We start from the raw sequence: 12,532 nt of genomic DNA, 5'->3' as shown, positions 1-12,532 counted from the left end.
GTTTTTCTACGTATACAGCGACTATCTGCTGCGTTGGCCACCATCAGGATGCCTGTTGGAAATCTGTTAGACCCCCTTTGATAGGCTGGGCCCATCATCAGCCATCTTACGGGAGGTACCCATGGCACTCTATTGGCCCGAACAGCACGTCGCCCTCGAAATCGTCGACGATCCCCACGCCCGCCCCTTCGATCGCGCGTCCGACCCCGACGCAACCGTCATCCAGGCCACCGTCGCCGAGATAAGCGACCTCGAATCATTCCGCGCGCTCGCCAAGCAGCTCGCCGCCGCACTCGGCGAGAACCTGCCCGAAGACACGCCGCTGTTCCGCCGGCGTCAAGCGGATCTGCACGCCTTCGCGTTTTCCCGCGCCAGCCGATGCCGCCCCTCCCTGCATAACCGGTGCGACACGACGGCGAAGGGTGACTGACGTGTACCGCATCGAAAGCACGGCCGAATTCGATCGATGGCTCAACCGCGTACCTAACAGGCCGGTGCGCTTCTCGATCATCCGGAGGATCCGCGCCATCGCACGCGAGGGGCATCTGCTCGGAGATTGGAAGCAGGTCGCCAACGGCGTGTTCGAGCTGAGGTTTCGTGACGAGGCGAGGCATCGGGTCTATCTCGCGAGAAGGGGCTACCGGCTCGTTCTCCTTCTTGGCGGCGCCGGCCGCATCCGTGGCGCAGACGCCGTTCGGGCGGCGCACCTCTGGAGGCGCTGGAAGAAGCTCCATGGAAACAGGATTTTCTGACATACGGCGGGATCGGAACACGGTTGTGCCACCGAGACCGGCGGGAGCGGAGGCTCCGGCATCAAGAATTACTGAAAAATCGACGTTGTGGACGGGCAGAATCCCGACCCGCGTGAAATGGCATCTTCGGTGTCAACGTTTCCGCAGGTAACGGCCGTACGACAGGTGTCCTTTTGCGAGCGTTCCAAACCAACTCGTCCACAACGTCGATTTTTCAGCAAAAGTTGGGGCCGAAGCCTCCGCTGAACCGATCCGGGAAGATCCGCGCCGGGCAATTCGGTCGGCGGGCAGATTTTTCCTATCGCCGGAGCAAACGTTAATACTGTGTAACCTGCGCGACGGAATTAATGGGCACCGCGGCGGTGCCCTCTATCATCAACAACTATCTATCTGCATATTCGTTCGGGAAGGAACCGAAGAGAGGAAGGATTCGCCATGAAACGGCTCAAGACCCTGGCATCCGCCGTCGTTGCAGGCACGCTTGCGCTCGCGCTTGCCGCCTGCGGTGGCAACGGCGCCACGACCGAAACCACCGACGAAGGAAGCTCCACTGCCGAGGCCGCAACCGGCTCGACCTACAAGATCGGCGTGCTGCAGCTCACCGAGCACGCCGCGCTCGACGCCTCCAACGAGGGCTTTGTTGCCGCCCTCGATGACGCCGGCATCGACTACGAGATCGACCAGCAGAACGCGCAGAACGACCAGTCCGCCTGCCAGACCATCGCGAGCAAGCTCGTGAACGACGGCGACGACCTGATCCTCACCATCGGCACGCCCGCAGCGCAGGCGGTCGCGAGCGCCACGAGCGACATCCCCATCATCGGCACGGCCATCACCGACTTCGCCGAGTCCGGCCTGGTCGCCGACAACGAGGCCCCCGGCGGGAACGTGACCGGAAGCTCCGACCTCACCCCCGTCGCCGACCAGATCGACCTGCTCCAGCAGCTCGTGCCCGACGCCAAGACCGTCGGTCTTCTGTACTGCACCGCCGAGTCCAACTCCGAGGTCCAGATCGCCATGGCCGAGGAGGCGCTGGATGAGGCCGGCATCGCGCACGAGCGCTACACCGTGTCGTCCTCCAACGAGATCCAGCAGGTGGTCGAGTCCATGGTCGGCAAGGTCGACGCCGTCTACGCCCCCACCGACAACACCATCGCCGCCGGCATGGCGACGGTCTCCATGGTCGCCAACGAGAACGACCTGCCCGTGATCGTGGGCTGCGACACCATGGTCGAGGACGGCGGCCTCGCCTCCTACTCCATCAACTACTACGACCTGGGCTATAAGGCCGGCGAGATGGCCGTCGAGATTCTCACCGAGGGCGCCGACCCCGCCGAGATGCCCATCGAGTACCTCGCCGCCGAGGACTGCCAGCTCATCGCCAACCAGGCGACCGCCGATGAGGTCGGCATCGACATCTCCGGCCTCGAAGATGCTGAAATCGTCTAGAATTACCGAACACGATACGGCTCACGCGCCGGGGCCGAATGACTGGACCCCGGCGTCGCATCCCCCTTGCGCTCCGCGCAAGGCAATATGAGGAGATAACTATGGAACGCACCACGCTTTCCCGCCGCACATTTTCCAAAGGGCTCGCCGGCATGGCGGCGCTGACCGCAGCCGGCACGCTCGGGCTTGCAGGCTGCGGCGGCGACACCGCCGAGAGCGGCTCCACCTCGGCCTCCGGCGACGGCAAGACCTATAAGATCGGCGTGCTGCAGCTGACGGAGCACGCCGCCCTCGACGCGGCGAACGACGGCTTCGTCCGCGCGCTCGACGAGTCGGGCATCTCCTACGATATCGAGCAGCAGAACGCGCAGAACGACCAGTCCGCCTGCCAGACCATCGCCTCCACGCTGGTCAACGACGGGTGCGACCTGATCCTGGCCATCGCGACGCCCGCCGCCCAGGCGGTCGCCGGCGCCACGAGCGACATCCCCATCATCGGCACGGCCATCACCGACTTCGCCGCGTCCGGCCTGGTGGACGACAACGACGCCCCCGGCGGCAACCTGACCGGCACCTCCGATATGAACCCGGTGTCCGACCAGATCGACCTGCTGGTGCAGCTCGTGCCCGACGCCAAGACCGTCGGCCTTCTGTACTGCACCGCCGAGTCCAACTCCGACATCCAGGTCGCGCTGGCCGAGGAGGCCCTCGACGAGCTCGGCATCGCGCACGAGCGCTACACCGTCTCGAGCTCCAACGAGATCCAGCAGGTCTCCGAGTCCATGGTCGGCAAGGTCGACGCCGTCTACATCCCCACGGACAACACCATCTCCGCCGGTATCTCCACCGTCACCATGGTGACGAACGAGAACAACCTCCCGACGGTCGTCGGCGAGGTCGGCATGGTCGAGGGCGGCGCGCTGGCGAGCGTGTCGATCAACTACGAAGAGCTCGGCTACCGCGCAGGCGAGATGGCCGTCCAGATCCTCACCGAGGGTGCGGATCCCGCCGAGATGCCCATCGAGCAGATGACTGCCGATGAGTGCGACCTCGTCTACAACCAGGAGACGGCCGATACGCTCGGCATCGACGTGTCCTTCCTGGCAGATGAAGGCGGAGAGGACGTCTCGGCGTAACCCTCCCCGCAGACAGCTTGCACCTCAGGGCTGGAGACCTACGTCTCCAGCCCTTTTTCGTTCGCGCCGGAGCTCGCACGTTTCAACTCCATTACAGATACCTTCTGGCTCCATCGGGCAAGTCGCCGTGCTAGACTTATCCGATGTATCTACATCGTTCTCGCGATGAACCCCGGCGAGCATACCCGTCGGGGTTCATTTGGCTGAATAAAGGAGGAGAGATATGGGGCTCGCCCTACTTGGCGCCGTATCCCAGGGTATTCTCTGGGGCATTATGGTCCTCGGCGTGTTCATCACCTATAAGCTGCTCGACATCGCGGACCTGACGGTCGACGGCAGCTTTGCGCTCGGCGGCTGCGTGTGCGCCGTGCTCGTCGTGGGAGGCGTGGACCCCCTGGTCGCGATCTTGGCGGCCATGCTCGCCGGCATGGTTGCAGGTGCCGTCACGGGCTTTCTGCACACCGTGTTCGAGATCCCCGCGATTCTCGCCGGCATCCTCACGCAGATCGGCCTGTGGTCCATCAACCTGCGCATCATGGGCAAGTCCAACACGCCGCTGCTGAAAAACGAGACCATCTTCTCCAAGGTCACCGACATGACGGGCCTGTCCACGAACGCCGGCGCCATCGTCGTCGGCCTTGTCGCCGCCGTCCTCATCATCGTCGTGCTCTACTGGTTCTTCGGCACCGAAATCGGTTCCGCCTGCCGCGCCACCGGCAACAACGAGGCCATGGTCCGCGCGCTCGGCGTGAACACCAAGGTCACGAAGATGATCGCCCTCGTGCTCTCCAACGGCCTGGTCGGTCTGTCCGGCGGCCTGATCTGCGAGAGCCAGAAGTACGCCGACATCGGCATGGGCACGGGCGCCATCGTCATCGGCCTTGCCGCCATCGTCATCGGCGAGGTCCTGTGGCGTGTCCTGCCCGGCGCCAAGCTGCACTCCTTCGGCGGGCGCCTGGCGTCTGCCGTCGTGGGCTCCGTGGTCTACTTCCTCATCCGCGCCATCGTCCTTCAGATGGGCATGGATGCCAACGACATGAAGCTGCTGTCCGCCATCATCGTCGCCCTCGCCCTGTGCATCCCCGTCGTGTGGGAGAAGTACCAGCTCAAGCGGTCCTACACCCGTGCCGCACGCTCGGAAGGGGGGCGATAGGCGATGCTGAACATCACCAATGTCTGCAAGACCTTCAACGCCGGAACCATCAACGAGAAGCGCGCGCTGGTAAACGTCAACCTCACGCTTGATGCGGGCGACTTCGTCACCGTCATCGGCGGCAACGGCGCCGGCAAGTCGACCCTCATGAATATGATCGCGGGCGTCTACCCCATCGATTCGGGCGTCATCGAGCTCGACGGCAAGGACATCTCGCTGCTGTCCGAGCCCGCGCGCGCCAAGTACCTCGGCCGCGTGTTCCAGGATCCCATGATGGGCACCGCCGCCGACATGCAGATCATCGAGAACCTCGCCATGGCGAAGCGTCGCGGCAAGACCCGTACGCTCGCCTGGGGCGTTACCAAATCCGAGAAGGACGAGTACACCGAGCGCCTGGCCGAGCTCGGCCTGGGTCTCGAGAAGCGCCTCACCAGCAAGGTGGGCCTGCTGTCCGGCGGCCAGCGCCAGGCGCTCACGCTGCTCATGGCGACGCTGACCGAGCCCAAGCTGCTGCTGCTCGACGAGCACACCGCCGCCCTCGATCCCAAGACGGCCTCAAAGGTGCTCGAGCTCACGGAGAAGATCGTCGGCGAGCACCAGCTCACCACGCTCATGGTCACGCACAACATGAACGACGCCATCCGCCTGGGCAACCGCCTCATCATGATGCACGAGGGCCGCATCATCTACGACGTCAAGGGCGCCGAGAAGAAGGCGCTGACCGTCCCCGACCTCCTGCAGAAATTCGAAGAGGTCTCCGGCGGCGAGCTCGCGAACGACCGCATGCTCCTGTCGTAGCCCAACCGCCCTTATGAGCGATTCTTTCGGCCCCGGTCCCAGCACCGGGGCCGTTCTTATTCGGGCAGAGCGCAAGGCCCGGCGCCTTCGCTCTCCCGCCCCGTCCCATCCAAGGAGGCTTATGCCGAAGCTCATCAAAACCCGCGAGGCGGATGCCGCCGACGTTCGCACCGTCGGCATTCCGCGCGGCCTGCTGTACTACCGCTACCACACCCTCTGGCGCACGTTTTTCGAACGCCTCGGCCGCACGATCGTCGTCGACCAGCCCTCGACGCGTGCCACGTTCGCCGCGGGCGATGCCGTCTCGGTCGACGAATGCTGTCTGGCGTCCAAGCTCTACATGGGCCACGTCCTTGCGCTGCTCGACGGCCGTGGGCTCGACCCTGCGGGAAACCCCCGTCCCGTCGACGCCCTGTTCATCCCCAGCACCGCCAACTTCGGCCAGCTCAAGCACTTCTGCACCAAGTTCCAGGCCCTTCCCGACCTCGTGGCCAACTCGCTCTACGAACGCCATCCGCGTATCCTGTCCTTCGCGGTCGACGAGCTCGAGGCGCACATCTCGCTGCGCGAGGGCCTCATGGAGCTCGGAGCGCGCCTCGGCGAGCGTCCCCGCGACGTGAAGGCGGCCATCCATGCCGCCCTGCACGGGCAGCAGCGCGCCGAGGAGATGCTCGCCCGCGCCCAACGCGACCTGCTCGACAGCATCGAGCGCCTGCCGCGCGCCGGACGCCCGCTCACCATCCTCGTGGCGGCCCACCCCTATGTGGCGCACGACCCCTTCGTCGGCGGCGCGGTCGAAGACGCGCTGCGCTCGGCGGGCGCCGAGGTCATCTATGCCGACGAATACGACCGCGAGCGCGCCTACAAGAAGAGCTTCGAGTTCTCGGCGACGCTGCCCTGGATCGTCAACCGTGAGCTCGTCGGCGCCATCCTGGCGCTGCACGACCGCGTCGACGGCATCGTGATCATGAGCGCATTCCCGTGCGGTCCCGACTCCATGACCGATGACGCCGTGCAGCGCTGCGTCCACGGCAAGCCGATCCTGGCGCTGACCGTCGACGCGCAGTCGGGCACCGCCGGCGTGGAGACCCGCATCGAGAGCTTCGTCGATATCCTTCGCTATCAGCAAAAGGGAGGTTACCTGCATGACTGATGCCCGCATGAGACAGCCCGGCGAGTCCGCCGACGACACCCTGCACCGCCCCGTATCCAACGAGGCGCGCGCCCGCGTGGCCGTGGAGACGGGCGCCCGCCGCGGCCTGTTCGGATCCGACGGCGCCACGCGTGCCGACCGCCGCGCGGCAAAGCGCGCCGACCGCGCACGTCGCCGCGACAAGCATCACGCCGCGCGCCGTGTCGCCTTCTTCCATTACAGCTACTACGGCCCGGTCTTCAAATACTTTGTCGAGCAGGTCTTGAACGCCGAGTATCTCGACATGGGAGAGCCGACGCGCCGCACGCTCGAGATCGGCAGCCAGCACAGCAACGACTACGTCTGTGCGCCGTTCAAGCACATCATGGGTGCCTACATCGAGGCGCTCGATGCCGGCGCGGACGTGCTCATGCAGTTCACGGGCCCGTGCCGTCTGGGGTACTACGGCGAGCTGCAGGAGTCCATCCTGCGCGACATGGGCTACGACTTCGAGATGCTGAACTTCGCCAACGTGCCGAGCGGCTCGATGAAGGAGTACGTGGCGTACTGCAAGCGCGTGGTCAACCCGCACCTGTCTATCCCCGCAGGCGTGGCAAACCTGCTCGCGTGCCTGCGCATGGTCGAGCGCATGGACAGCTACAACGACGCCTACCTGGCCCGCGCCGGCTTCGAAGTCGAGCACGGCAGCTTCGCGGCCGCCCAGAAGCGCTTTTTCCAAGACATGCGCGACGCGACGAGTGCGGCGGATATCGACGAGGCCTACCGTCGCGGCATGGCGGAGCTCGACGGCATCGCCATCGACAAGCCGGCGGACCCCGTGCGCGTCGGCATCGTGGGCGAGTATTTCACCGCCCAGGACGCGCCGAGCAACCTGCACCTGGAGGACAAGCTGCTCGCCATGCACGTCGAGCTCGCCCGCGCTCTCAACATGACGAGCAGGCACCTGCACTACAACGAGCCCAACCTGCGGCGCAGCATCTCCGAGTACGTCGCCTACGACATGGGGCCCACGAGCACGCTCACCATCGCCGCGGCCAAGCGCTACATGGAGCAGGGGTTCGACGGCATCGTGCACCTCAAGTCCTCGGGCTGCACGCCCGAGATCGACGTCATGCCCGTGCTGCAGCGCCTCTCGCGCGACTATCACGTGCCCGTGCTGTTCCTCTCCTACGATTCGCAGACAAGCGATACGGGTCTGGACACGCGTCTCGAGGCCTTCTACGACATGATCGCCATGCGCAAGGCCCGCTGATCGCAGCCCGCCCCGCGTTCCGAGCGCGACGGCGCCGCCCGATCGCCACGAAAGGAAGAACCATGATCGAAGCCTATCTGGGAGTCGACACCGGCTCCATTTCCACCAAGGGCGTCATCATCGACGCCGACAAGAACATCATCGCCCGCTCCTACCTGTGGACCGAGGGCGATCCCACCGACGCCGCCCGGCGCGTGGTCGACGAGCTCGCCTCGCAGATCGACACCTCCGAGGTCCAGGTCGTGTCCGTGGGAACTACCGGGTCGGCCCGGCGCCTGGTGGGTGCCATGCTCGACGCGCAGGTGATCAAAAACGAGATCACCGCGCATGCGGTGGGCACCACCTTCCTGCACCCCGACGTCCGCACCATCCTGGAGATCGGCGGCCAGGACTCCAAGATCATCTGCGTCGAGGGCGGCATCGCCGTCGACTACGCCATGAACACGCTGTGCGCCGCGGGCACGGGCTCGTTTCTGTCCAGCCAGGCGCATCGTCTGGGCGTCGAGGTCGAGGAGTTCGGCGCCATCGCCCTGTCGAGCAAGAAGCCCGCGAACATCGCCGCACGCTGCACGGTCTTCGCCGAAAGCGACCTCGTGCACAAGCTGCAGGTCGGCTATTCCAAAGAGGACATCATCGCCGGACTGTGCCGCGCCGTGGCGACCAACTATCTCAACAACGTGGGCAAGGGCAAAAAGATCGTCGCGCCGGTGGTGTTCCAAGGCGGCGTATCCAAGAACATCGGCGTGGTGCGCGCCTTCGAGGACGCGCTCGGCATGGAGGTCCTCGTTGACCCCGACGGCCATCTCATGGGCGCGTTCGGCGCCGCGCTGCTTGCGGCAGACGTGCCGACCTCGCAGCGCCGCCCCTTCGCCTTCGATGTCGACGATTTCGAGTTCCGCACGCGCGAGGTCGTCTGCAACCGCTGCGCCAACCACTGCGAGATCATCTGCGTCTACAAAGATGACGACCTGATCGACTCGTGGGGCAATCGCTGCGACCGCGGAGCGATTCGAGTGGGTAAATAACCCCAGGGAAACACTGATTACCTGCTTTCGCGGAGGAGCCATGGAGATCAACGAGTATCTGCTCGCCTTTGCCACGAACCCCCTGGTCCAGCAAATCTTCTGGACCGTCGTACTCGGAGCGGCGACCATCATCGTCGCGCGCATCGCCGCGCGGGCGCTGCGCCATCTGCTCAACATGGACAGCAACCCGCTGCCCTCATCGAGCATCATCGTCAACATCGTGCGCGCCGTGATCTGGATCGTCGGAGCGAGCATCATCATCGACGGGGTTTACGGATACAGCACCAACGCCATCTTCACCGCCCTCGGCGTCGGCGGTATCGCTGTGTCGCTCGGCTTCCAGGACACGCTGTCGAATTTGATCGGCGGTCTCCAGATGACGTTCATGGGCATCATCAAGCCGGGCGACAACATCGAAATCGGCACCGAGAAGGGCGTGGTGCAGGACATCTCCTGGCGCCACACCACGATCAAGGACCCGATGGGGCAGACCGTGATCGTGCCCAACTCGGTGATATCCAAGACCGCACTTGTCCACCTGCTGCCGGCCAACCGCGTGTCCGTGCCGTTCGCCGTGCCCCGCTACAAGGACGACGCCCACGAGGATCTCTCGATGGACGCGATCGCCGACAGGCTCATCGCGATGGCGCGCGAGGCGGCGGGCGGCATCTCGCCGGTCACCGACGGGCCTAAGGTCTTCTTCTCCGAGATCACCGAACTCGGCATCAAGGGGACGATCGTTCTGCAGGTCGAGGACCCGGGCAAGGTGTCGCTCGCGGCGGACGCCATCGTGCGCGCCATCGCCAGCGACATGGCATAGCCCGCCGCCTCGGACGGGCGCTGCCGGCAGATTCGGCGCCGGCTCGGCTGACGGTGCCCGCGATCGTGCGATTACCTGCGGCGCCCTCCGAACAGGTTCCGCGTAATCTGCCTTGTCGCCTCACGGCCGAACGTGCCCAAGATCTGGTTCGCGAGCTTGCCGATGCCCTTGATCATCTGCTCCTGCTGCTTCTCGCGAGCCCGCTCGGCTCGCTCCGCCTCGCGCTCGGCTTCTCGCGCGGCCTTGGCGGCGGCGCTCTCCGCCTCTTTGGCCTTCTTCGCCTCGAACGCGGCCTTCTCCTTCTCAAGCGCCTCGCGCTCCGCCGCGAGCCTGTCGGCTTCCGCCTCGTCGCGCGCAGCCTCTTCAAGCTGCTCGAACGCGCTCTCGCGATCGAGCGCCGTGCCGTACTTGGCCATCAGGTCGCCTTGGTCTGCGCATACCTCACGAAGCGCCTCGTCGGAGGCCGCCGCCATCAGGCATTGCGGCGGCAGAATCTTGGCGCGCTCCACGATCTCGGGCTGGCCGTCCGCGCTCAAAAACGACACCAGCGCCTCGCCCGTACCGAGCTCGAGGATCGCATCTTCGCTCTTGAACGCGGGGTTTGCGCGAAACGAGCTCGCCGCGGCGCGAACCGCCTTCTGCTCGGCGGGCGTGTAGGCGCGCGGGCCGTGCTGGATGCGGTTTGACAGCTGGGCGAGCACCTCATCCGGAATGTCGGAAGGGCTCTGCGTGATGAAGTACACGCCGACGCCCTTGGAGCGAATGAGCTTGACGACCTGCACGATCTTGTCGAGCAGCTCGCTCGACATGTCGTTGAACAGCAGGTGGGCCTCGTCGAAGAAGAACACGAATTTCGGCTTGTCCAAATCACCGGCCTCCGGAAGCGTGTCGAACAGCTCGGAGAGCATCCACAGCAGAAACATCGCATAGATCTTGGGGCTCTGGATGAGCCTGGCCGCGTTCAGGATGTTGACATAGCCCTCGCCGTTGGGCGCGCAGGCGAACCAGTCCGCCAAATCGAGCGCAGGCTCGCCGAAGAACACGTCGCCGCCCTAATCCTCGATGGAGATGAGCGAGCGAAGTATGGCGCCGACCGACTGAGACGACACCTTGCCGTATGTCGACTCGTACTCCCTGGCATGCTCGGTGGCGTAATTGAGCATGGAGCGCAGGTCTTTGAGATCGATCAGGAGCAGCTGCTTGTCATCGGCGATGCGGAACACGATGTCCAGCACGCCCTCCTGCACCTCGGTGAGCTCAAGCAGGCGTGCAAGCATGGTGGGACCCATGTCGGAGACCGTGATGCGCACCGGTATCCCCTGCTCGCCGAGCATATCCCACAGCCGGACCGGACAGCCCGCATAGCTCCAGCCCTCGATGCCGAAGCGAGCGATGCGCTCCTGCATGTCCTCGGAATCCTTTCCCGCCTCGCACACACCGGTTATGTCGCCCTTGACGTCGGCCATAAACACGGGGACTCCGGCTCGCGCAAAGCCCTCCGCCATGACCTTGAGCGTCACCGTCTTGCCCGTTCCCGACGCGCCGGCAATCAAGCCATGACGATTCGCCTGGTTCAGAAGCAGACTGACGTGCTTGTTGTCGGGCTCGGCACCCACGCCCATCCAAATTGCGTTCTCTTGCAGCATCGGCAGCTCCTCACTCGGCAGAATCGGACGGACCTTCGGCCTCCGCCCTTAGGTCGCTCCATCCACAATAACAAGCCGTCGGCGCACCTCGTTGCCAATACCGAGGAGGTCAAATAGCGGTTTAGGCCGCGTTCCGCGGAGCTGCGTTATTGTGGGGGCGAGGGCCGATCAGCTCGCCCCCTTCGCCTCGGAGAGGCAGGTGCTGATGACACAAAATGGGCAATTTGGCACGCTAAGAGCCTTTGCTGACCCCCTTTAGCGTGTCAAACTGCCCGGTTTGTGTCATCGACACCTCTTCACCCCTCTGGGAAACAATGTGTGGCGCACGATGGCCTTATTCTTTCGGAGCGGAACTGTCCGTACCCGCGCGATGCTGCCGAATGCCCGACTTGACGGCTGCGACATCTTTTCTGCTCACCATCATCCGGCGGCCTCGATTCGCGATGGCGTGCATGGGCGCGTCGACGTTGATGCCGAGCAGCATATTCGCGATCCAAAGGAAGAACAGCAGCACGAGGACGGGAATGACGCACGATGTGACCAGCATGACCGCGACGCCCTCGATCAACCGGTTGACCTGGGCGAGCAGATCCTCGCCGATGCTGCTCGCCGCGTCGACGACGGTTTCGGGCAGGCTCAGGATAAAGTCGATGGGGTTGCCGGCGCCCTCTTCGACATCCGTTTCCTCCTGAGGTTCCTCCTCGATGGTGTAGGAGATCTCATAGGTCCTATCGATCATATCGGTCACGGCGACGCCCGCAGGAACCGTCGCCACGAGCACTGCGCCGAGGACGACCAGCTTTGCCGCCAGGCGCGCGAGCACGGCCGAGGCCCCCGACCGGCGATATAGCAAAATCGCCCCGATGAGGAACAGCAGCGCCAACGGGATGAGAACGCCGAACGTAGCGAACCCGAAGATGGTCAGCAGGTACTTCTCCAGATAGAGCACGCCCAAGATCAGCATGAGGTTCGAGCTCAGATCCATGAGCTTTTCGGCGATGGGCGTGCCGACGTCGTCGGGCACCGCCGTGATGGCGACCGAAGCGGCTGTCGACGCGGTTACCATGCCGAGCACGTTGGCCTTCTTCTCGTCAAGCGTCGCGATGGTCGACGCGAAGGTATCGGGTGACGAGAAGATCTCGCGCAGGGGAACGGCCGACACGATGCCGGCCACGATAAGCAGCGCAATCACGAAGAACTTGAACCGCATGATGGTGTCCATGGGACCAGCGACAGCTTCGACGCCAAGTTCGCCCTCGAGCGTCACGATGACCGCGTCCTCAGGGATCTCGATAACCTGCAAATCATCTCGCTGCATAGCGCTCACCTCGTCGACGGTCGCACAAGT

11 protein-coding genes and 1 pseudogene are annotated in these 12,532 nt (G+C 64.6%); 10 read left to right on the top strand and 2 right to left on the bottom strand.

Annotated elements, in window-relative coordinates; all coding sequences use genetic code 11:
* Positions 1-121: 121 nt before the first annotated feature.
* From QVN30_RS00205 to QVN30_RS00160, 10 genes are all read left to right on the top strand, one after another.
* Positions 122-430, top strand: coding sequence for a hypothetical protein (locus tag QVN30_RS00205; RefSeq protein ID WP_289834972.1), 309 nt, complete (start codon positions 122-124; stop codon positions 428-430).
* A 1-nt stretch (position 431) separates the two neighbouring features.
* Complete coding sequence (locus QVN30_RS00200) at positions 432-752, top strand: type II toxin-antitoxin system RelE/ParE family toxin (protein WP_066829654.1); 321 nt, start codon at positions 432-434, stop codon at positions 750-752.
* A gap of 435 nt (positions 753-1,187) precedes the next feature.
* Positions 1,188-2,201 (top strand): ABC transporter substrate-binding protein, encoded by a 1,014-nt coding sequence (locus QVN30_RS00195; RefSeq protein WP_289834971.1) that lies wholly within the window; start codon positions 1,188-1,190, stop codon positions 2,199-2,201.
* Positions 2,202-2,302: 101 nt separating this feature from the next.
* Positions 2,303-3,337, top strand: a complete 1,035-nt coding sequence (locus tag QVN30_RS00190; RefSeq protein ID WP_289834970.1) for an ABC transporter substrate-binding protein — start codon at positions 2,303-2,305, stop codon at positions 3,335-3,337.
* A gap of 223 nt (positions 3,338-3,560) precedes the next feature.
* Positions 3,561-4,490 carry an ABC transporter permease gene (locus QVN30_RS00185; protein ID WP_066829661.1) on the top strand — a complete coding sequence of 310 codons (930 nt, stop codon included), beginning with the start codon at positions 3,561-3,563 and terminating at the stop codon, positions 4,488-4,490.
* Between the two features lie 3 nt (positions 4,491-4,493).
* Positions 4,494-5,288 (top strand): ABC transporter ATP-binding protein, encoded by a 795-nt coding sequence (locus QVN30_RS00180; RefSeq protein ID WP_066829664.1) that lies wholly within the window; start codon positions 4,494-4,496, stop codon positions 5,286-5,288.
* A gap of 121 nt (positions 5,289-5,409) precedes the next feature.
* The gene (locus QVN30_RS00175; RefSeq protein WP_204540839.1) at positions 5,410-6,441 is read left to right on the top strand and encodes an acyl-CoA dehydratase activase-related protein; all 1,032 of its coding nucleotides are present in this window, start codon (positions 5,410-5,412) and stop codon (positions 6,439-6,441) included.
* A complete protein-coding gene (locus tag QVN30_RS00170; protein ID WP_204540836.1) occupies positions 6,434-7,693 on the top strand; it encodes a 2-hydroxyacyl-CoA dehydratase in 1,260 nt (419 codons plus the stop codon). Before QVN30_RS00175 ends, QVN30_RS00170 begins: the two co-directional genes overlap by 8 nt.
* Positions 7,694-7,755: 62 nt before the next feature.
* Positions 7,756-8,718, top strand: a complete 963-nt coding sequence (locus QVN30_RS00165; protein WP_239455978.1) for an acyl-CoA dehydratase activase — start codon at positions 7,756-7,758, stop codon at positions 8,716-8,718.
* 40 nt (positions 8,719-8,758) lie between these two features.
* Positions 8,759-9,538 (top strand): mechanosensitive ion channel family protein, encoded by a 780-nt coding sequence (locus QVN30_RS00160; protein WP_066829675.1) that lies wholly within the window; start codon positions 8,759-8,761, stop codon positions 9,536-9,538.
* A gap of 71 nt (positions 9,539-9,609) precedes the next feature.
* On the opposite strand, the pseudogene QVN30_RS00155 reads toward QVN30_RS00160, so the two are convergent.
* Positions 9,610-11,160: pseudogene (locus QVN30_RS00155) on the bottom strand (helicase HerA-like domain-containing protein).
* A gap of 358 nt (positions 11,161-11,518) precedes the next feature.
* A complete protein-coding gene (locus QVN30_RS00150) occupies positions 11,519-12,502 on the bottom strand; it encodes a hypothetical protein (protein ID WP_289834969.1) in 984 nt (327 codons plus the stop codon).
* Between the last annotated feature and the right edge of the window lie 30 nt (positions 12,503-12,532).

Source organism: Collinsella ihumii (assembly GCF_030385545.1).
GTDB lineage: Bacteria > Actinomycetota > Coriobacteriia > Coriobacteriales > Coriobacteriaceae > Collinsella > Collinsella ihumii.
This window is presented reverse-complemented; position numbering and strand designations above follow the sequence as displayed.

Coding starts and splice junctions, on each gene's coding strand:
- QVN30_RS00205 (WP_289834972.1), top strand. CDS start 122: ATGGCACTCTATTGGCCCGAACAGCACGTCGCCCTCGAAATCGTCGAC.
- QVN30_RS00195 (WP_289834971.1), top strand. CDS start 1,188: ATGAAACGGCTCAAGACCCTGGCATCCGCCGTCGTTGCAGGCACGCTT.
- QVN30_RS00190 (WP_289834970.1), top strand. CDS start 2,303: ATGGAACGCACCACGCTTTCCCGCCGCACATTTTCCAAAGGGCTCGCC.
- QVN30_RS00185 (WP_066829661.1), top strand. CDS start 3,561: ATGGGGCTCGCCCTACTTGGCGCCGTATCCCAGGGTATTCTCTGGGGC.
- QVN30_RS00180 (WP_066829664.1), top strand. CDS start 4,494: ATGCTGAACATCACCAATGTCTGCAAGACCTTCAACGCCGGAACCATC.
- QVN30_RS00175 (WP_204540839.1), top strand. CDS start 5,410: ATGCCGAAGCTCATCAAAACCCGCGAGGCGGATGCCGCCGACGTTCGC.
- QVN30_RS00170 (WP_204540836.1), top strand. CDS start 6,434: ATGACTGATGCCCGCATGAGACAGCCCGGCGAGTCCGCCGACGACACC.
- QVN30_RS00165 (WP_239455978.1), top strand. CDS start 7,756: ATGATCGAAGCCTATCTGGGAGTCGACACCGGCTCCATTTCCACCAAG.
- QVN30_RS00160 (WP_066829675.1), top strand. CDS start 8,759: ATGGAGATCAACGAGTATCTGCTCGCCTTTGCCACGAACCCCCTGGTC.
- QVN30_RS00150 (WP_289834969.1), bottom strand. CDS start 12,502: ATGCAGCGAGATGATTTGCAGGTTATCGAGATCCCTGAGGACGCGGTC.